5 protein-coding genes are annotated in these 21,635 nt (G+C 70.9%); 3 read left to right on the plus strand and 2 right to left on the minus strand.

Annotated features, from left to right (window positions below; all coding sequences use genetic code 11):
• Positions 1–56: 56 nt before the first annotated feature.
• Entirely contained in the window at positions 57–16,811 is a 16,755-nt protein-coding gene (locus tag CRP45_RS22665; protein WP_097246838.1) for an amino acid adenylation domain-containing protein, read from the plus strand.
• Between the two features lie 183 nt (positions 16,812–16,994).
• The gene (locus tag CRP45_RS22670) at positions 16,995–18,017 is read left to right on the plus strand and encodes an alpha/beta hydrolase (RefSeq protein ID WP_067785380.1); all 1,023 of its coding nucleotides are present in this window, start codon (positions 16,995–16,997) and stop codon (positions 18,015–18,017) included.
• Positions 18,018–18,090: 73 nt separating this feature from the next.
• Here the strand turns inward: CRP45_RS22670 and CRP45_RS22675 are convergent, their stop codons facing one another.
• Together CRP45_RS22675 and CRP45_RS22680 are read right to left on the minus strand one after the other, a co-directional pair.
• Entirely contained in the window at positions 18,091–19,116 is a 1,026-nt protein-coding gene (locus CRP45_RS22675; RefSeq protein WP_097246839.1) for an SDR family oxidoreductase, read from the minus strand.
• Positions 19,117–19,405: 289 nt separating this feature from the next.
• Entirely contained in the window at positions 19,406–20,218 is an 813-nt protein-coding gene (locus CRP45_RS22680) for an enoyl-CoA hydratase-related protein (protein ID WP_097246840.1), read from the minus strand.
• Between the two features lie 132 nt (positions 20,219–20,350).
• On the opposite strand from CRP45_RS22680, the gene CRP45_RS22685 reads away from it, so the two are divergent.
• Positions 20,351–21,589 carry a TetR/AcrR family transcriptional regulator gene (locus tag CRP45_RS22685; RefSeq protein WP_067785371.1) on the plus strand — a complete coding sequence of 413 codons (1,239 nt, stop codon included), beginning with the start codon at positions 20,351–20,353 and terminating at the stop codon, positions 21,587–21,589.
• Positions 21,590–21,635: the final 46 nt, after the last annotated feature.

Below are 21,635 nucleotides of genomic sequence, written 5' to 3' on the forward strand. Positions count from 1 at the left end.
CTGATCTGCTTTCGGTCGTGCGGTGATAGCTCGACGCGAGAGGTGAATACGCTCGAATGGAAACTGCCCGTCGCTCTACGCGTGGTAGTCGTCGCCGCAGGCCAGGTAGTCCACTGTTCGGGCAGTTGCTCACTGCCGCGGTGGAGTCCGCGGCCGATGAGGTGGCGGTGCGTTTCGACCCCGCCAACAACCCCGAGACCGCTGTCGAGTTGACCTACCGCCAGCTGGACGAGGACTCCTCGCGGCTGGCCAGGGAACTGATCGAGCGGGGCATCGGCCCCGGCGACGTGGTGGCCATCGGTATCGCGCGGTCCGTCGCGTCGGTGCTCTCGGTATGGGCCATCGCCAAGACCGGCGCGGCCTACGTCCCGGTGGATCCGAGCTTCCCGCCGGATCGCATCGCGCACATCGTCTCCGACTCAGGGGCCGCGCTCGGTCTGACCACCTCGGCGCATCGGCGGGCGCTCGGCACCGGCGTCTACTGGATCGAGCTGGACGACCCCGTGGTGGCCGAGCGCATCCTGAACAGGGAAGAGCGGCCCATCACCTATGCCGACCGGGTTCGCGCGCTTGACGAGCGCCACCCGGCCTACATCATCTACACCTCGGGATCGACCGGCAAGCCGAAGGGCGTGGTCGTCACCCACTCCGGCCTCGCCGGTCTGTTGACCGAACGCGACCACTTCGGGTTCGACGGCGACGCCCGGATGCTGCACGTCGCCTCGCCGAACTTCGACGCGTCGGTGTTCGAGATGCTGCTGACCTTCTCGGCGGGCGCGACCCTGGTGATCGCGCCGCCGAAGGTGTTCGGCGGCGACGAGCTCACGGATCTGCTGCGCCGCGAAGGCGTCACGCACATGCTGATGACGCCCGGTGCGCTGCAATCGGTGGACCCCACCGGACTCGACGACCTGCGCGTCGTGATCGTCGGCGGCGAGAAGGTCGGCCCGGAACTGATCGCCCGCTGGGCCGACGGAACGCGCGAGGTCTACAACGCCTACGGCCCGACCGAGGCCACCATCGTCGCCACCAGCAGCGCGCCGATGCACCCCGACGAGCCGATCACCATCGGCTCGGCCATCTCGGGAATGGGCGCGTTCGTGCTGGACAGCGGAATGCGTTTGGTGCCCGCCGGTGTCGTAGGTGAGTTGTACCTGTCCGGTCCCGCGCTGGCGCAGGGCTACCTGAACCGTCCCGGCCTCACCGCCGAACGCTTCGTGGCAAGCCCGTTCGGCGGTGAGGCCGATCCGGCCGGTTCCCGCCTGTACCGCACCGGTGACCTGGTGCGCCGCAGCGAGATCGACGGCACCATCGAGTACCTGGGCCGTTCGGACTTCCAGGTGAAGATCCGCGGCCTGCGTATCGAGCTCGGCGAGATCGACAACGCGCTGACCGCCCACCCGGACGTCGACTTCGCCGCGACGCTCGGCAGGCCGCTGCCCTCGGGCACGACCGCGCTGGTGTCGTACGTGCTCGCCCGGCAAGGCGCGACCGTGGACACCGACGCGCTCACGGAATTCGTCGGCCGCTCGCTGCCCGGCTACATGGTGCCCGCCGTGATCATGGTGCTCGACGAGATCCCGCTGACGCCGGTCGGCAAGCTGGATCGAAACGCGCTGCCGGAGCCCGTCTTCGCGGTCAAGGAGTACCGCGCGCCCGCGACGAGGACCGAGGAGATCGTCGCCGAGGTGTTCGCGGCTCTGCTGCTGACGGACGACCCGGAGGCTCGCGTCGGCGCGGACGACGACTTCTTCGAGCTCGGCGGCAACTCACTGCTCGCCGTCCAGGCCATCGCGCGGATCGGCACGGCCCTCGGTACGCGGGTGCCGATGCAGCTGCTCTTCGATGCCTCCACCGTGGCCGGGCTTGCCGCGCTGCTGGAACAGCACGCCGGGTCGGCGCTCGGCCGCGCGCTGGAGCCGCAGCCGCGTCCGGAGCGGATCCCGCTGTCGTACGCCCAGCAGCGCATGTGGTTCCTGAACCGCTTCGATCCGGCTAGCGGGGTCAACAACATCCCTGTGGCCGTGCGGCTTTCGGGCGCGCTCGACGTCACCGCGCTCGGCGCGGCGGTCCGTGACCTGGTTGAGCGGCACGAGGTGCTGCGCACCGTCTACCCCGAATTCGACGGCGCCGGATACCAGCTCGTGCTGCCCGCCGACGACCCGCGCGCGCTGCCCGAGCTGGTCGCCGAACCCGCCACCGAGGCCGAGGTGTTCGACTTGGTCGCGGCGGCCGTGACCGAGGGCTTCGACGTGACAGCGGCGGCGCCGATCCGGCTGCGCCTGCTCGCGTTGAGCGCGACCGAGCACGTGCTGGTCTGCGTGGTGCACCACATCGCGGGCGACGGTTTCTCGATGGGCCCGCTGACGCGTGACCTGATGACCGCCTACGCGGACCGCGTCGCGGGGCGCGCGCCGCAGCTCGCGCCGCTCGCGGTGCAGTACGCCGACTTCACGCTGTGGCAGCGCGAGGTGCTCGGAGCGGAAGACGACCCGGAATCGGTGCTCGCCGAGCAGGTCGCGTTCTGGCGCGCCGAATTGGCCGGGCTGCCAGAGCAATTGGAGCTGCCCGCGGATCGTCCGCGTCCGTCGGTCGCCTCCTACCGCGGCGATGTGCTGCGCTTCGAGATCGATGCCGACCTGCACGCCGCGCTCGGCGGGGTGGCCCAGCGCCACCACGCGACGCTGTTCATGGTGGTGCACAGCGCACTTGCGGTGCTGCTGGCCCGGCTGTCGGGCACCAGGGACATCGCGATCGGCACGCCGGTCGCGGGCCGCGGCGACGCCGCGCTCGACGATGTGATCGGCATGTTCGTCAACACGCTCGTGCTGCGCAGCGATGTCGACCCTGCCGCGACGGTCGACCAGCTGCTCGCCGCCGTCCGACAGGGCGATCTCGCCGCGTTCGGGCACGCCGACCTGCCGTTCGAGCGGCTCGTCGAGCTGCTCGACCCGGTGCGCTCGGCGGCTCGGCACCCGCTGTTCCAGGTGATGCTGACGTTCCAGAACCTGGCGCGCACCGAACTGGAACTGCCCGGCCTGACCGTGTCCGGCGTGGACATGACGGTGCCGCTTGCCAAGTTCGATCTGCAACTCGCGATGGCCGAGCGGCTGGATCCGAACGGCGCGCCCGCCGGTATCTCGGCGGAGATCACTTACGCCACAGATCTTTTCGATCCGGCGACGGTGCGCGGGTTCGCCGACCGCTTCACCCTGATCCTGGCCGCGATCGCGGGCGATCCCACCGCCGTGATCGGCGACATCGACCTGCTCGCTCCGCAGGAGCGCGCCGCGGTGCTCACCGGCTGGAACGACACCGCGCGTCCGGTGCCCTCCGCCACCCTGGTCTCGCTGTTCGAGCGCCAGCGCGCCGCGAGGTCGTACGCGACCGCGCTGGTCTTCGAGGACGAGCGCCTGACCTACGCGGAGTTCGGCGCGCGCGTGCACCGCATGGCCCGGCTGCTGCTCGCCGCAGGTGTCGGCCCCGGTTCGCTTGTGGCGCTGGCGATCCGGCGTTCGACCGAACTTGTCGTCGCGATGTACGCGGTGCTGGAGGCGGGCGCGGGCTACGTTCCGCTCGACCCGGACCAGCCCGCCGACCGCGTGGACTACGTCCTGGAGACGGCCCGTCCGGCCCTGGTCCTCACCACCCAGCGGGACGGTTTCGACACCGCCGCCGCGCCCGTGCTCGCGGTGGACGCGGTCGACCTCGGCCGCTACGAATCCGCGCCGATCTCGGATTTCGAACGGGCGCGCCCGATTCGGCCCGGCGACACCGCGTACGTCATCTTCACCTCGGGTTCCACCGGCCGCCCGAAGGGCGTGGCCGTCACGCACGCCGCGATCGTCAACCGCCTGCTGTGGATGCAGCACGAGTACCCGCTCGGCGCGGACGACGTGGTGTTGCAGAAGACTCCTGCGACGTTCGACGTGTCGGTGTGGGAGTTCTTCTGGCCCTTGCAGGTCGGTGCGCGACTGGTGGTCGCGAGGCCGGACGGTCATCGCGATCCGCTGTACCTGGCCGGTGTGATGCTCGAACAGCACGTCACCACAGCGCATTTCGTGCCTTCGATGCTTTCGGTGTTCGTCGCGACGCTGGCCGACGGTGCGCCGGTGCCGCCGCTGCGCCAGGTGTTCGCCTCCGGCGAGGCGCTGCCCGCGCCGACCGCGCAGCGTCTGCGTGAGCTGACCGGTGCGCGCCTGCACAACCTGTACGGCCCGACCGAGGCCGCGGTCGACGTCACCTACCACGAGGTGATCGACGCCGACGAGATCTCGGTGCCGATCGGCCGTCCGGTGTGGAACACCCAGCTGTACGTGCTGGATTCGCGCCTGCACCCGGTCGCGCCCGGTGTCGCGGGTGAGCTGTATCTGGCGGGCGATCAGCTGGCGCTTGGCTACCTGAACCGCAGCGACCTGACCGCCGACCGCTTCGTGGCGAATCCGTACGGCCCGCCCGCCTCACGCATGTACCGCACCGGCGACTTGGTGACCTGGACCCTGAACGGTGAGCTGGAGTACCTGGGCCGCACCGACTTCCAGGTGAAGTTGCGCGGTCTTCGCATCGAGCTGGGCGAGATCGAGGCGGCGCTGCTCGCGCAGCCGGGTGTCGCGCAGTCGGTCGTTGTGCTGCGCACCGAACCGCACGCCGGTGATCAGCTGGTGGGTTACGTTGTGGCCGAGCCGGATTCGGCGCTCGAAGCCGAGGCCGTGCGCAAGGAGCTCGCTGGCGTGCTGCCCGGGTACATGGTGCCCGCGGCGCTGGTCGTGCTGGACGCCTTCCCGCTGAACCCCTCCGGCAAGCTGGACCGCAAGGCGTTGCCCGCGCCCGTGTTCGGCGGCGGTTCGGAGTTCCGCGCGCCGAGCACCCCCATCGAGCAGACCGTGGCCGACGTGTTCGCCGCGCTGCTCGGCGCGAACGAGATCGGCCTCGACGACGACTTCTTCGCGCTCGGCGGCAACTCGCTGCTCGCCACCAGGGTGGTGGCCAGGCTGAACGCGGCGCTGGACGCCAACATCGAGGTGCGCGAACTGTTCGAGGCGCCGACGGTGGCCGCGCTCGCCGCACGCGTCGTACCCGGCGAGCCAGGCGATGCCCGGCCGCCGCTGGTGCCCGCCGTCCGTCCGGACCTGGTGCCGCTCTCGCTCGCCCAGCAGCGCATGTGGGTGATCAACCAGATCGACCCGGGTTCGGCCGCCTACAACATCCCGTTCGCCATCACGCTCGCGGGCAGGCTCGACGTGGCCGCGCTGCAACAGGCCGTGCTCGACGTGCTGGAGCGGCACGAGGCGCTGCGCACCCGCTACCCGGCGGCCGCGGCGGGCGATCTGCCGCACCAGGAGATCTCGACCGTGGCCGACACGCTGCCCGGCGGACTCGCGGTGGAGCAGCCGACCGACATCATGGGCCGCGTCATCGAGCTCATGTCCAGCGGCTTCGACGTCACCGAGCGGCCGCCGGTGCGGATCGCGCTGCTCAACGGCGGCGTTCCGGACAAGCACCTGCTCGTCCTCGTCACGCACCACATCGCCGCCGACGGCGCCTCGCTCGCGCCGCTCGCCCGCGACCTGATGACCGCCTACGTCGCCCGTACCGAGGGCGAGGCGCCGGGCTGGGCGCCGCTGACCGTGCAGTACGCCGATTACGCGCTGTGGCAGCGCGAAGTCGTCGGCGTCGTGGAGGACGAGAACTCCGTCGCCGCACGGCAATTGGCGTACTGGTCGGAACAGCTCGCCGGTCTCACCGGCGCCGCGGCGCTACCGCAGGACCGCCCGCACCCGCCGGTGCCGTCGATGCGCGGCGCCTCGGTCGGCTTCCGGCTGCCCGCGGAGGTGCACGGCGAGCTCGCCCGCCTCGCCCGGGAGCAGAATTCCTCGCTGTTCATGGTGCTGCACGCCGTGCTCGCCGTGCTGCTCGCCCGCCTCACCGGCGACTCGGACGTCGCCATCGGTACACCGATCGCCGGTCGCGGCGACCGCGCACTCGATGACCTGGTCGGCATGTTCGTCAACACGCTGACGCTGCGCACCACCGTCGATCCCGACGCCACCTTCGCCGAACTGGTTCAGGCGGCGCGGGAGACGGATCTGACGGCGTTCGCCAACGCCGACATCCCGTTCGAGCGCGTCGTCGAGACCGTCGCGCCCGGCCGCGCCGGCACGAACAGCCCACTGTTCCAAGCGGTTCTGGCGTTCCAGAACCTGGAGCGGCCGACCCTCGAGCTGCCCGGTCTGACCGTCGGTGTGCTGGACTCGGAGTCGATCGCGGCGAAGTTCGACCTGCTGCTGAACGTCGAACCGCGCCACCGCGAGGACGGTTCGCCCGCCGAGCTCGCCGCCGTCTTCACCTACGCCATCGACATCTTCGACGAGGCGACCGTGCGCTCGTTCGCGCGCCGCCTCGCCATGGTGGCCAGCGCGGTCGCCGCCGACCCGCACCAGCGCGTCGGCGCGATCGACCTGCTCGAGCCCGTCGAGCGGGATCGGATGCGCCCCAACCGCATTCCGGTGTCGCGCGACATCACGCTGCCGCAGCTGCTGCGCACCGCGGTGCAGACCAACCCGGACGGCATCGCCGTGGTGGTCGCCGACGCCGCCGAGCGGTACGCCCAACTCCGTTACGCCGACCTGGATCTGCGCTCGACGCTGCTGGCCAGGCTGCTCATCGACCGCGGCATCGGCCCGGACGACGTGGTGGCCGTTGGCATTCCGCGTTCGGTGGAGTCGGTGCTCGCGGTCTGGGCGGTGGCCAAGACCGGCGCCGCGTTCGTGCCGGTGGACACCAACTACCCGGCCGAACGCATCGGCCACATGGTCAAGGATTCGGGCGCGGTGCTCGGTCTGACGGTCTCCGACGCCCAGCGGGCACTGCCGGGGCTCGTCGAATGGCTGCTGCTCGACGACATCGAATTCGTCAGCGGGCTCGCGGTGTACTCGGCAAAGCCGATCGCCGACGCCGACCGGGTGCGGCCGCTGCGGCCCCAGCATCCGGCCTACGTCATCTACACCTCGGGCTCGACCGGCACGCCCAAGGGCGTCGTCGTCACGCACGCCGGTCTCTCCGGCTTCTGCGACGAGCAGCGCGAACGCTATCGCGTGACGCCCAGTTCGCGCACGCTGCACTTCGCGTCCCCGTCCTTCGACGCCTCCGTGCTCGAGCTGCTGCTCGCGGTGGGCGGCGCCGCGACGATGGTGGTCGCCGCGCCGGAGGTCTACGGCGGCGCCGGTCTCGCTGAGCTGTTGCGCCGCGAGCGGGTGACGCACGCGTTCGTGACGCCCGCGGCGCTGGCGTCCATGGACCCGGCCGGTCTCGACGAACTGCGCGTCCTGATCACCGGCGGCGAGGCCTGCCCGCCGGAACTGGTGCGGCGCTGGGTGCTTCCGGTCGCGCACGGCATCCGGCAGTTCTTCAACGCCTACGGTCCGACCGAGGCGACGGTCATGACCAACGTGACGTCGTCGATGACGCCGGACCTGCCGGTGACCATCGGCGCGCCGATCCGCGGCATCGCCGCGTACGTGCTCGATGAGCGGCTGCGTCCGGTGCCGACCGGCGTGGCGGGCGAGCTGTACGTCTCGGGCGCGCAGCTGGCGCGCGGTTACGGCGGCCAGTCCGGCCTGACGGCGAGCCGCTTCGTCGCGGATCCGTTCGCCGAGGGCGGCTCGCGCATGTACCGCACCGGCGACCTGGTCCGCTGGACGCCGCGTGGCGACCTGGAGTACTTGGGCCGCAACGACTTCCAGGTCAAGGTGCGCGGCTTCCGCATCGAGCTCGGCGAGATCGACGCGGTGCTCGCGGCGCACGACAGCGTGGACTTCGCGGTCACCGTCGGGCACGAACTCGACAGCGGCAGCACGATTCTCGCCTCCTACGTGCACGCCGCGCCCGGCGCGCTGGTGGACGTCGCGGCGCTGACCGCGTTCGCGGAGGAGACGCTGCCGCGCCACATGGTGCCGACCGCCATCACCGTCCTCGACGAGATCCCGCTGACACCGGCGGGCAAGCTGGACCGTCGCGCGCTGCCCGCACCGCAGTTGCAGGTCAAGGAATTCCGCGCGCCCAGCGGACCGCTGGAGCAGCTCATCGCCGAATTGTTCGGCGAGGCACTGGGTTCCGAGGAGCCGATCGGCGCGGACGACGACTTCTTCGCGCTCGGCGGCAACTCGCTCATCGCCACCCAGGTGATGGCGCGACTCGGCAGCGCGCTCGGCGGCCGGCTCGAGGTGCGTGAACTGTTCAACGCCTCGACCGTGGCCGGTCTGGCCGCGCGCCTGGCGCAGAGCCCGGGAGCCGCGCCCGCGCGACCCGCGCTGGTCGCCGGTCCTCGGCCGGAGCGGATTCCGCTCTCGCCCGCGCAGCGGCGCTACTGGTTCCTCAACCAGTTCGACACCGCCGCGTCGGCCGTCGACAACATCCCGCTGGCGGTCCGGCTGACCGGCCAACTCGACGTCGACGCGCTCGGCCAGGCGATCGCCGACGTGGTGGCCCGGCACGAGGTGCTGCGCACCACCTACCCCGGCTCGGACGAGGCGCCGCGCCAGCTCGTCCATCCCGCGTCGGAGCAGCCCGCCGAACTGGTCCCGATCGACATCACCGAGGGCGATCTCCAGTCCGCGGTCGTCGATTTCGCGTTGACCACCTTCGACGTGACGGCCGAAGTGCCGTTCGCCGTGACGCTGTTCCGGTTGGCTCCCACCGAGCACGTGCTCGCGATCGTGGTGCACCACGTCGCCGCCGACGGCGCATCGATGAACCCGCTGGCCCGCGACGTCATGACGGCCTACGCGGCCCGAGCGGCGGGCGCGGTGCCGAGCTTCGCGCCGCTGCCACTGCAATACGCCGACTACGCGCTGTGGCACGATGCGGTGCTCGGCTCCGAGAGCGACCCGGAATCCATTGCCGCCCAGCAGATCTCCTATTGGCGCACGGCGCTGGCCGGGCTGCCCGATCAGCTGGAGCTGCCCACCGACCGGCCGCGCCCTCCGGTGCAGTCCTTCCGCGGCGCCACGCTGCGCACAGTGATCCCCGCGGACCGGCACGCCGCGCTACAGGAGCTGGCGCGGGCCAACCACGCCTCGCTGTTCATGGTGGTGCACGCGGCGCTCGCGGTACTGCTCGCGCGGCTCTCCGGCACCGACGACATCGCCGTCGGCACCCCGCTCGCGGGTCGCGGTGAGCGCGAACTCGACGACCTGATCGGCATGTTCGTCAACACGGTGGTGTTCCGCACCAAGGTGCGCCCCGGCGAGCGGTTCGCCGACCTGCTCACCGAGGTCCGCGAACGCGACCTGGAGGCGTTCGCCAACGCCGACGTGCCGTTCGAGCGCTTGGTCGAGGTGCTCAACCCGACGCGGTCGACGGCGCGCAATCCGCTGTTCCAGATCGGTCTTTCGTTCCAGAACCTCGCCGAATCCACCTTCGAGCTGCCCGGCTTGACGGTCGGCGCGGTGGATTTCGACGCCAGGCTGGCCAAGACCGATCTCCAGCTGACGGTGACCGACCGCTACGCCGCGGACGGGACGCCCGCCGAGCTGGTCGCCGACTTCAGCTACGCCACCGACCTGTTCGACGAGGCCACCGTGCGCGGCTTCGCGGAGCGATTCGAGCGCGTGCTGGACGCCGTGATCGCCGACGCCGCGGTGTCGGTGGGCGAGATCGATCTGCTCTCCGCCGAGGAGAGCGAGCGAATCCTGCGGTCCTGGAACGACACCGCGCACCCGGTGGACGCCGAGGCGACCCTGGTGTCGCTGCTCGACGCGACCGTTGCCGGTTCGCCGCAGGCCACCGCGCTCGTCGCCGACACCGGCGCGGGTCTGCTCGAGCTGACCTATGCCGAGTTGGACGCTCGGGTGAACCGGTTGGCGCGGTATCTGATCGGTCGTGGTGTGGGTCCGGAGGATCGGGTGGCGTTGGCCATTCGTCGGTCGGCGGATTTGGTGATCGCGATGTACGCGGTGGCCAAGGCCGGTGCGGCGTACGTGCCGATCGATCCGGGGCAGCCCGCAGAGCGCGTCGACTACATCCTGAACACCGCCGCTCCGCGCTGCGTGCTGACCACCGGGGCCGACGGCTTCGCCAGCCCCGCCGCGGAGACGGTGTCGCTGGAGACGCTGGACCTCACGGCCTATTCGCCCGCGCCGATCGCGGCTGGTGAGCGCAATGGTGTTCTGGTTGCGGCGAATACGGCGTATGTGATCTTCACGTCGGGTTCGACGGGTCAGCCCAAGGGTGTGGCGGTGCCGCACGCGGCGATCGTGAACCAGTTGCTGTGGAAGTCGGACGAGTTCGGTCTCGACAGTGAGAACGTGGTGCTGCTCAAGACGGCGGCGACGTTCGACCTGTCGGTGTGGGAGTTCTGGTCGGCGGCGGTCAGCGGTGGTCGCCTCGTCGTCGCCACCGCCGATGGACATCGCGATCCGGCGTACTTGAACGCGTTGATGCGTTCGACGGGTGTGACCACGTTGCATGTGGTTCCGTCGATGCTCGACGCGCTGCTCACCGAATCCGAAGGGCGGCTGCCCGAGTCGCTGCGGCGGGTGCTGGCGATCGGCGAGGCGCTGCCCGCCGCGCTGGCCCAGCGGGTCCGCGCGGGCGGCACCGAGCTGTTCAACCTGTACGGTCCGACCGAGGCGGCGGTGTCCATCACCAACCACCCGGTCACCGATGCCGACGCGGGCTCCGTCCCGATCGGCGTGCCGGAGTGGAACAGCCGCGTCTACGTGCTCGATGCCATGCTGCGCCCGGTACCCGCCGGTGTGCCGGGCGAGTTGTACTTGGCCGGTGCGCAATTGGCGCGCGGCTACTTCGCCCGCCCCGGCCTCACCGCCGACCGCTTCGTCGCCGATCCGATCGCCGCGGCGGTCACCGGCGACGCGGGCGCGCGGATGTACCGCACGGGTGATTTGGTCGTCTGGAACGCCGACGGCGAGCTGGAATACCGGGGCCGCACCGACTTCCAGGTGAAGGTCCGCGGTTTCCGCATCGAGCTCGGCGAAATCGATGCCGCGCTCACCGCGCAGCCGGGCGTCGACTTCGCGATCACCATCGGCCGCGAAACCGGCGGACGCGCGACGACTCTCGTCTCCTACGTGCTGCCGGTCAAGGGCGCGCGGCTGGACCCCGACGCGCTCGTCGCCCAGCTGGGCCACCAGCTGCCGGACTACATGGTTCCCGCGGCCGTCGTCGTGCTCGACGAACTGCCGCTCACCTCGGTCGGCAAGGTGGACCGGTCGGCGCTGCCCGAACCGGTGCTGCCGACCCGCGAATACCGCGCGCCGCGCACGGCCGAGGAAGAGGTCATCGCGTCGGTCATCGGCGAGGTGCTCGGCATCGAGCGCGTCGGCGTCGACGACGACTTCTTCGCCCTCGGCGGCGACAGCGTCGTCTCCATCCAGGTGGTGGCGCGGGCGCGGGCCAAGGGCGTGCTGTTCACCCCGCGCCACGTCTTCGAGGCGCGTACCGTCGCGGCGCTCGCCGCGGTCGCCACCCCGGCCGTCACGGCCGCGGCGGAGCAGACCGGTGAGCTGCCGCTGACGCCGGAGGCCGCCCGCCTGCTCGCGGCGCGTCCGGACGGTATCGAGGTGCGCGCGATCGTGCTCGACGTGCCCGCGGACCGCCCGGTGCCCATGGTGCGCGCCGCGATCGACGCTGTGCTGCAACAGAACCCGATGCTCTGGGTGCGGCTGCGCCCGGCCGCCGACGGCGTCCCCGCCGCGTTCGACCTGCCCGCCGCGCCGACGCCGGACGACCAGCCGTTCTACCTGCTGGAGGACACCGCGGCCGCCGCCGTCCCGCTGGACGACGTGGTGCAGGCCGCCGCCGCGGCGCTCGACCCGACGCAGGGACGCAACATCCGGTTCGTCCGGATGGGTCCGGACACGGCCGCGCAGCTGGTCGTCGTCGCCAACGGGCTCGTGGTGGACGACCACTCGTGGCGCACCGTCATCGATCAGCTCACGGCGGGCTGGTCGCGGCACCGCCACGCCGCGCCCGAGGCGACCGAATCCGGTCTCGGCACGGTGTTGCGCGCCCTCGCCGCGAAGGCCGAGGATCCGGCGATCGTCGCCGAATTGCCGTGGTGGCAGCAGACCTTGACCGGTGTGACGACGGAACCGCCTGCGGGAGCCGATCTCTCGGTCCGCTCGCGTGTCTCGCTCACCATCACGTCCGAAGGCGCGGCGGCGGTGACGACGATGGCGCAGGCCTACCACGCCACCGTCTACGAGGTGCTGCTCACCGCGCTGGCCATCGCCCTGCGCACGGCGGGCAAGGAAACCCTCGCGCGCGCCGCGGGTCCGGTGGTCCGGCTCACCGCGGACGCACGCGACCGGGCGCATTCGGACCTGGTCGGCGGCTTCACCACCGACTACCCGCTGCCGCTGGAGCTGTCCGGCGTCGACATCGCCGACGCGCTGGTCGGCGGTCCGGCCGCCGGCGTCGCGCTCGGGCAGATCAAGGAGCTGCGCCGCTCGGTGCCGTCCGGCGGCGTCGGCTACGGCCTGCTGCGCCACCTCAACGGCGCGGCGGAACTGCCCGCCGCCGGCCTCGTCCGGCTGCGCTACCGAGACGTGCGCCCGGCGAAGATGCACACCGACGCAGGGGCCGAGGATCTGCTGCTCGACATCGTCGTGGAGGCGACCCGCGAAGGCCTGCGCGCCAGGTTCGACTTCGCCGCAGCCGTTTTCGCCGGTGACGACGTGAAACTCTTTGCCGAGCATTGGGTCCGAGCCCTCGGCGGTCTCGCCGAGCACGCTCTGCGCCCCGGTGCGGGCGGCTACACGCCGTCGGACTTCCCGCTGGTGCGACTCACCCAGTCCGATCTGGACCGGTTCGGCGGCGCGTACCCCGAAATGGGCGACGTCTGGCCGATGACGCCGTTGCAGTCGGGCATGCTGTTCCACGCGCAGTTCGCCGACGCCTCCATCGACGCGTACATGCTGCAGTTCGTCCTGGATCTCGACGGCAGGGTGAACGCGGAGCGGTTGCGCTCCGCCGCCAAGGCGCTGGTGGACCGGCACGCGAACCTGCGTGTCGCGTTCGCCGACACCGGCGACGGCCGCTCGGTGCAGGTGGTGCCGGATTCGGTGGAGGTGCCGTGGCGCCAGATCGCGCTGGACCACCTCGATCCGGCCGTCGCCGTCAGCGAGGCCGAGCGGATCAAGGCCGCCGACATGGCGCAGCACTTCGACATGCGCACCGCGCCGCTGCTGCGCTTCACGCTGCTGCGCACCGCCACCGAGCGGTTCCACCTGATCGTGACCAGTCACCACATCCTGCTCGACGGCTGGTCGGTGCCACTGCTGATGCGTGAGCTGCTGACCATCTACGCGCTCGGCGTCCGCTCCCGTCATCTGCCGAAGATCCGGCCGTACCGCGACTACCTGGAATGGCTTGTCGCGCAGGATCAGGACGCGGCGCGCAAGGCGTGGCGCTCGGCGCTGGCCGGCATCACCGAGCCGACCCCGCTGGTCGGCGCGGCGAACCGCGAGATCTCCGCGGGCATCGGCGAGGTCGACTTCGTCTTCTCGCCCGAGCAGACCGCGGCGCTGACCGGCGCGGCCGCGCGCGCGGGCGTCACGGTGAACACCGTGGTGCAGGCCGCGTGGGCACTGCTCATCGGCCGCGTCACCGACCGCGACGACGTGGTCTTCGGCGCGACCGTCTCCGGCAGGCCCGCCGAGCTGGACGGCGTCGAGACCATGGTCGGCCTGTTCCTCAACGCCATCCCGGTGCGGGTGCGCCTCGGTGCCACACAGGCGCTCGCCGAGCTGCTTCGCACGCTGCAGGACGAGCAGGCGGCGCTGCTCGACTACCACTACCTCGGCCTGAGCGAGATCCAGAACACCATCGGTGTGGACGGCCTCTTCGATTCGCTGGTGGTGTTCGAGTCCTATCCGGTGGACCGGGAGGGCCTGCGCCGCGCCAGCGCGATCGACGGCATGAGCGTCAGCGGCGTGCACGTCGCCGACGGCACGCACTACCCGGTGTCGGTGATCGTCGCGCTGGGTGAGCAGCTGCACGTCGAGATCAAGTACCTGCGCGACCTGTTCGACGAGGCCGCCGCGCGGACCCTCGCCGACCGGCTCGCCGCGCTGATCGGCGCGTTCGTCGCCGAGCCGCGCGCACGGGTCGCCGAGATCGACGCGCTGCTCGGGCAGGAGCGCGCCGCGCTGACCGCCCGCAACGCCACCGAAGTGCCCGAGCTGCTGGACGATTCGACGCTGCTCTCGCTCTTCGACGCCCAGCTCGCCAAGACGCCGAACGCGACGGCGCTGATCTTCGGCAACACCAGGGTCAGCTACGCCGAGCTCGACGCCAGGTCGCGGCGGCTGGCGCGGGAGCTGTCCGCGCGCGGCGTCGGCCCGGAATCGCTTGTCGCCGTGGCCATGCGGCGCGGCATCGACCTTGTCGTCGCCATCTACGCCGTGCTGCGCGCGGGCGGCGCGTACGTGCCGGTCGACCCGGACCATCCGGTGGAGCGCAGCGAGTACGTGCTGGCGGGCGCGTCACCGGTGTGCGTATTGACCACGGCGCGTACCGGTTTCGGCACGGCCACCGGTGTGCCGGTGGTCGCCGTCGACGCGCTCGAGTACTCCGCGAGCAGCGTCGCGATGCCGGACGCGCCGGTGCGGGCCGACAACGTCGCCTACGTCATCTACACCTCCGGTTCGACCGGTCGCCCGAAGGGCGTGGCGATCACGCACCGGCAGATGGCCAACCAGTTCCGCTGGGCACAGCGCACCTACCCGCACGACGGCTCCGACGTGGTGCTGCACAAGACACCGATCACCTTCGACATCTCGACGTGGGAGTTGTTCTGGCCCTTGCAGACCGGCGCCGCGGTGCTGATCGCCGAGCCCGACGGGCACCGCGACCCGGCCTACCTGGCACGGGTCATCGCCGAACATCGGGTCAGCACGGTGCATTTCGTGCCGTCCATGCTCGACGCGTTCCTCGACGGCGCCGACGAGCACGCCGACTTCCCCGCCCTGCGCCGGGTCTTCGCGGCCGGTGAGGCGCTCTCGGCGGAGACGGCCGAGGCCTTCGCCGCCGCACTGCCCGCCGCCGAGCTGGTGAACTGGTACGGACCCGCCGAGGCGACGGTCGTCACCGCGCATCCCGGTCACCCGGACGGCGGTTCCGCCGTGCCGATCGGTACGCCGGTGGCCAACACCACGGTGCACGTGCTCGACCGCCAGCTGCGCCCGGTGCCGCTCGGCGCGGCGGGCGAACTGTACGTCGCCGGTGTGCAATTGGCCCGCGGCTACCACGGCGCGCCCGGCCTCACCGCGGAGCGCTTCGTCGCGCACGAGGACGGCGAACGGCTCTACCGGACCGGCGACGTGGTGCGCTGGCGCCAGACCGGCGACGGTGCGGCGCTGGAATACCTGGGCCGCAGCGACTTCCAGGTCAAGCTGCGCGGTCAGCGCGTCGAGCTCGGCGAGATCGAGGCCGTCCTCGCCGATCACGACGAGGTGCGCCACGTCGCGGTCTCGCTGGTCCGGCTCGCCACCGGCGACCGGCTCGTCGCCTACGTGGTCCCGGTGCCCGGTTCGGCCGTGGACACCGACGACCTGCTCGCGCACGCGCGCGCCGCGCTGCCCGCGTACATGGTCCCGTCGGCGATCGTGCCGCTCACGGCCATGCCGCTGAACGCGAGCGGCAAGCTGGATCGCCGGGCGCTGCCCGAGCCGCAGCTGGCCTCCCGCGACTACCGCGCACCGGCGACACCGATGGAGCAGGCCGTCGCCGCGGTCTTCGCCGAGGTGCTCGGCGTGGACACGGTGGGCGCCGACGACGACTTCTTCGACCTCGGCGGCAACTCGCTGGTCGCTACCCGCGCGGTCGGCAGGCTGCGCGGGCTGACCGGCGCCGAGGTGCGGGTGCAGTGGTTCTTCACCGACGCCACGGTCGCCGCGCTCGCCGCGAAGATCAGCACCGCGCAGGAGAACGGCGTCGACTACGCGGCCGATTCGGCCGCCGCCCTCGGGCCGCTGCTGCCGATCCGCGGCACCGGTACCGCGGAGCCGCTGTTCTGCTTCTATCCGATGGCCGGATTGTCGTGGAGCTACGCGGGCCTTGTGCCGTACGTGGATCGGTCGCGCCCGATCATCGGACTCCAGTCGCCCGCGCTCTCCGAGGACGACTACCTGCCCGAGTCGCTCGACGCGATGGCGGCGCGCTGCCTGGCCGAGATCCGCTCGGTCCAGCCGCAGGGCCCGTACCACCTGCTCGGCTGGTCGCTCGGCGGCATCCTCGCGCACGCGGTCGCGGTGCGGTTGCAGGCGGCGGGGGAGCGGGTCGCGCTGCTCGCCATGCTGGACAGCCACCACGACATCGGCGCCGCCGACTTCCGCGACGCGCTGCGCGGTGCGCTGGCCGAGATCGGCATCGGCGCCGAGGACCTGCTCGGCGGCGGTGACGTCCACGACCTCAGCGATGCCTCGCTCGCCGCGCTGCACGCCACCATCCCGCCGGAGCTTGCCGTGCTGACGCCGGACCGGCTGCGCCGCATCTACCGCAGCGCGGTCCGTTCGGCGGAGCTCATCGCCCAGCACCGGCCAGGCGTGTTCCGCGGCAGGCTGGAGTACTTCAGCGCGCGGATCCTCGGCGCGAACCTGGTGCACGGCATCGACCCGGAGACCTCGGCGAGCAAGTGGCAACCGTTCGTCGACGGGGTCGTCGCCGATCACCCGATCCGGGCGACGCACGACGAGATGACCTCGCAGGCGGCGCTCGCCGAGATCGGACCGAGACTTTCGTCATTGCTCCCAGGGGCCGGAGACGATCACAATCCGGCTGGTCAGGCATGATGGGGCAACGGGTAGGTAACAATGCCCCCTGTTCCGACGACTACATAGGCCGTATGGTCGGGCGTGGCGCCAACGCGTGGACGTCCGGCGGCCAGGGGAAGCCCATCCGTGATCCCGATACGAAGTGAAGGTGCGAAATTGATACGTCGACAGAACCGGCGTCGTGGCACGCGTGCCGCGGCGATGATCGCGACTGCTGCGGTGTTCGCGGGACTCATGTCCGGACTCGGCGCATCCACGGCAACGGCTGACCCGATCGTCGAGTCGAAGGCGCTGCTGGCCAACCCGGTCTCGCCCGACGGCTCGAAGATCGTCAAGGCGGAGATCAAGGACTCCCGCAACATCCGGCTGCACGTGTACTCGGCCGCGATGGACGAGAACGTCATCATCGACGTGCAGCGTCCGGCCGACGCCTCGGAGCCGCGGCCGACCCTGTACCTGCTCAACGGCGCGGGCGGCGGCGAGGACGACGCGTCCTGGGTGGCCCGTTCCGAAGCGTTGGACTTCTTGAAGGACAAGAACGTCAACGTGATTCAGCCGATCGGTGGCAAGTGGAGCTACTACACCGACTGGATCAAGGACGACCCGACGCTCGGCCGCAACAAGTGGACGACCTTCTTCACCGAGGAGCTGCCGCCGCTGGTCGACGGCGCGCTCGGCACCAACGGCGTGAACGCCATCGCGGGTTTGTCCACCTCGGGCACCACCGTGCTCGCGCTGCCGATCGCCAAGCCGGGTCTGTACAAGGCGGCCGCCGCCTACAGCGGCTGCGCGCAGACCAGTGACCCGGTCGGCTCCGAGTTCGTGAAGCTCACCGTCGAGACCTGGGGCGGCGGCAACACCGAGAACATGTGGGGCCCGCAGGGCTCGGAGGAGTGGGTCAAGAACGACCCGTACGTGAACGCCGAGGGCCTGCGCGGTCTGGAGCTCTACATCTCCACCGGTACCGGTATCCCCGGCGAGCACGACGTTCTGAACGGTGAGTACGCCCTGCCCGGCGCCTACGGTCTGGCCAACCAGGTCCTGATCGGCGGCGTGATCGAGGCGGGCACCAACTACTGCACGCGCAACCTGCAGACCAAGCTGAACGAGCTGGGTATCCCGGCGACCTTCAACTTCCGCCCGACCGGCACCCACTCGTGGGGCTACTGGAACGACGAGTTCCCGCGCTCCTGGCCGGTGCTGGCCAAGGGCCTCGGTCTCTGAGACCAGCCGATTCGCACCGACCGCCCTGGTCACACCCCGCGTGTGACCAGGGCGGTCGGCTTTCGCGAGCCGATCAGACCCAGTTCTCGATCCAGTACTTCCAGATGAGCGGAGCGTACGCGGCCAGCGGCGGCACCTTGATGTCGGTGCCCGCGAGCGTGTCGGTGGCGCGTTTGGCGTCGAACCAGCAGGTGAACTCGCTGTGCTCGAGCACGTCGAGCGGGACGCCGACGCGCGGCAGCATCCAGTTGGCGCCCGGCACGCGCAGCATCATGTTCATCGCGCGCTTGGGCATCACCTCGACCAGATGCGGCGCCCCCGCCTCGTCGGCGAACAGGTTCAGCGCCTCGACCGCGCTCATCCGGCGCGGGTCGACGAGATGGTAGGTGCTCGACGCCGGGCCAGGCTGGTGCGCGATGTGGTCGAGCGCCCGCGCCACGAAATCCACCGGGACCATGTTGGTTTCGCCGAGTTTGGGCACCAGCACCGGGAGAATGCGCGGCAGCTGGGCCGCCATTCGCAGCAGGCGGAAGAAGTAGTAGGGACCGTCGATGCGGTCGATCTCGCCGGTTCTGGAGTGGCCGATGACGATCGAGGGCCGGTAGATCCGCCAGGCGAGACCCGAGTCCCGCACGATGCGTTCGGCCTCGAACTTGGCCTGCTGCAACGGCGTTGTCAGCGCCTGGCCCTTGTCGAACATGTCCTCGGTGAACAGGCCCTCGTAGGAGCCGGCCACCTCGACGGTCGAAACATGGTGCAGCAGACCGGCTCCCAGTTCCTCGGCGGCGTCGACCACGTTGCGGGTGCCCGCGCCGTGCTCGGTCAGGTCGTAGCTCGCCGCCAGGTGGAAGACGTGGTCGATGGCGCCGCGATGTTGTGCCAGCCAGTCGCTGTCGATGCCGAGACTCGGCGCGCCGAGGTCACCGCGAACCGGACGCACCCGGTCGCCCGCGTCCCATTCCCTGGCGCAGCAGGCGAACCGGTCGGCCGATTGCTGACCGGGCCGGACCAGCACGTGGATGTCCGCATCGCGCTCGAGCAGCTGTGGGATCAAGAAACGACCGATGAACCCAGTTGCTCCGGTAACCAGGTAAGCCATAGCGAATCAACATAGTCGCCCGGCGTACGTGCGAAGTGTCCGGGATCACACTCCTGTGGACCGGAGGTGTTCGCGGGTCCCGAGCTACCGGGTGGCGACCCGCGAACGACCGATCCGGCGCACCCCTTGGTGCGCGGGACTGTGGCGGCGCGGCGTGCTGTCTGCCGCGCCGAGGTGGTGGGCGCAGCTGTACGTCGTACGTCGGCCCGCACGTTGGCCGGAGCGAAGGCGCTGGTGCGCGTTCTTCGATCTGCGAGGAAGGGCTCGCGCTCGAGGTGATGCGCGACGCTCAGTCGGCGAAGACCGGCTTGCGCTTGGTCAGCATCGCGGTGGCGCCCTCGCGGAAGTCGGGGGAGGCGAGCAGCTCGCTCTGGCCGGTCTTCTCGGCCGCGAGCGCCGCGTCGAGCGCGGTCAGCGTGGCCTGGTTGAGCGCCTTCTTGGTGAGTTCGAGCGCGCGGCGCGGGCCCGTGGCGAGCTTGGCGACTGCGGCCTCCACCGCGGCGTCGAGCTCGTCGCCGGGCAGCACGGCGGTGAACAGTCCGGCTCGCTTCGCGGCGGGCGCGGGCAAGCGCTCGCCGAGCAGCGCCATCTCCGCGGCAAGCGGGCGTCCCGCGGCCGCCGCGACCAGCGCGGCCGCGCCGCCGTCGGGCATCAGGCCGATGTTGATGAACGCGAGCAGCAGGTAGGAGTCCTCGCTCGCGTAGACCAGGTCGGCGGCCAGCGCGATGCCGACGCCGACACCGGCGGCAGCGCCCTTGATCCGCGCGACCACCGGAACCGGCGCGTCCACGATGGCCCGCACCAGCCGGTTGGCCGCGTCCATCACCATGTCGGCGGTGATGCCGCGCTGCGCCTCGCCGGGGCTGGCGGCCAGATCCGCGCCGGTGCAGAAGTCGTCGCCCGCGCCGGTCAGCACGATCGCGCGCACCGATCGGTTCTCGGACGCGGCCAGGAAGGTGTCGCCGAGCGCGACCATCGTGTCGTAGTCGATGGCGTTCTTGCGCTTGGGCTTGGTGATGGTGATACGCAGTACCTTGCCGTCCTGCACCGCCGTGAAGCCGGCGGGAGCCGTCGCGGCGGGTGCGGAATCGGTATTGCTCATTTTTCGCTCCTGGTCTGCGATTCGGCGGACGCCGGGCAGTGAATGGTGGTTAACTTTGCGAATTGTGGTTAACTTATGTGGACTTGTCCGGCGCTGTCAACCAGGCGGCGCCGTCCCAGAACGGAGAGGTGCATGGTCGCGGAACACGGCGAGGTAGACCTCGCGCCCGCGCGGCCCGAACCAAACGGGGGAAGGGCCGGAGCGGAGAACGCCGGTGTTCGCCGCCGCCCCAAGGACCGCAAGGCGCAGATCATCAGGGCCGCCGCGCGCGCCTTCAGCGAGCGCGGGTACTACCCGGTCGGCGTCGACGAGATCGCCGCCGACGTGGGCATTTCCGGCCCCGCCCTGTACCGGCATTTCGCGAACAAGTACGCGCTGCTCGTCGCCGCCGCCGAGGAGGGCGCGCGGCATCTGCTCACCGTCGCGCGCAACGCCGACGATCCCGAGCTGGACCCGGAACCGCGGCTCGACGGCCTGATCAAGGCGATCGCCGAGCACACCATCGACATCCGGCGCGAGGCAGGCCTGTACCGGTGGGAGCGCCGCTACCTGGAGCGTGAAGATCGGATCAGGATCCGCAAGATCTACGACGATCTGAACGACACCATCGCCGCGCCCATCGCCGAGCTCCGGCCGGACGCTCCCGAGGCCGACCTGCGGATGCTCGCCGCCTCGGTGCTCAGCGTGGTGGCGAGCATCTCCGCGCACCGCTCTGCGCTGTCCGGCGCGCGGCTGCTTCCGCTGTTGCGCGACATGTGCTGGTCGGTCCTGCGCGCCGAGCTGCCGCCCGCACCGACGCAACCGGATCAGGGACCCGTCGCGCGCGGCCTGCCGGTCACCTCCAAGCGCGAACAGCTGCTCGCCGAGGCCATCCGGATCTTCGGTCGCCAGGGCTATCACGAGGCGAGCATCGAGGAGATCGGCGCCGCGGTCGGGATCAACGCGTCCAGCGTCTATCGGTACTTCAGCAGCAAGTCCGACCTGCTGGCCGCCGCGTTCCACCGGACCGGCGACCGTGTCTCGGTCGCCATGACCGAGGCGCTGGCCGAGGCGACAAGCAGGCCGGAAGCGGTGCGCCTGATCGCCGCCCGCTACGCCAAGCTGACCTTCTCCACCCCGGAGATCATGCCGGTCTACTACGCGGAGTTCAGCAACCTGCCGCAGGCCGAGCAGCACAAGCTGCGCGCCATCCAACGCCAGAACGTCCTCGAGTGGGCGAATCTGCTCGACGGCGACCCGGTCGAGGCCCGCTTCCGCGTGCACGCCGCCATCGGCCAGGTCATCGACATCGGCAGGCTCATCCGCTTCGACGCCCGCCCGGCCCAGCTGGCCAGGGTGACGGCGCTGATGGAAGCGGTCCTGCTCGGCTGAGGCCGCGGCGCTCGGGGTAGACCCGGAACGACCGCGGCGTCGTGGC

This window comes from Nocardia amikacinitolerans (assembly GCF_900215415.1).
Taxonomy (GTDB): domain Bacteria; phylum Actinomycetota; class Actinomycetes; order Mycobacteriales; family Mycobacteriaceae; genus Nocardia; species Nocardia amikacinitolerans.

What these genes read in the sequence shown, in the direction of transcription:
- CRP45_RS22665 (WP_097246838.1), top strand. Translation starts at nt 57, where the DNA reads ATGGAAACTGCCCGTCGCTCTACGCGTGGTAGTCGTCGCCGCAGGCCA.
- CRP45_RS22670 (WP_067785380.1), top strand. Translation starts at nt 16,995, where the DNA reads ATGATCGCGACTGCTGCGGTGTTCGCGGGACTCATGTCCGGACTCGGC.
- CRP45_RS22675 (WP_097246839.1), bottom strand. Translation starts at nt 19,116, where the DNA reads ATGGCTTACCTGGTTACCGGAGCAACTGGGTTCATCGGTCGTTTCTTG.
- CRP45_RS22680 (WP_097246840.1), bottom strand. Translation starts at nt 20,218, where the DNA reads ATGAGCAATACCGATTCCGCACCCGCCGCGACGGCTCCCGCCGGCTTC.
- CRP45_RS22685 (WP_067785371.1), top strand. Translation starts at nt 20,351, where the DNA reads ATGGTCGCGGAACACGGCGAGGTAGACCTCGCGCCCGCGCGGCCCGAA.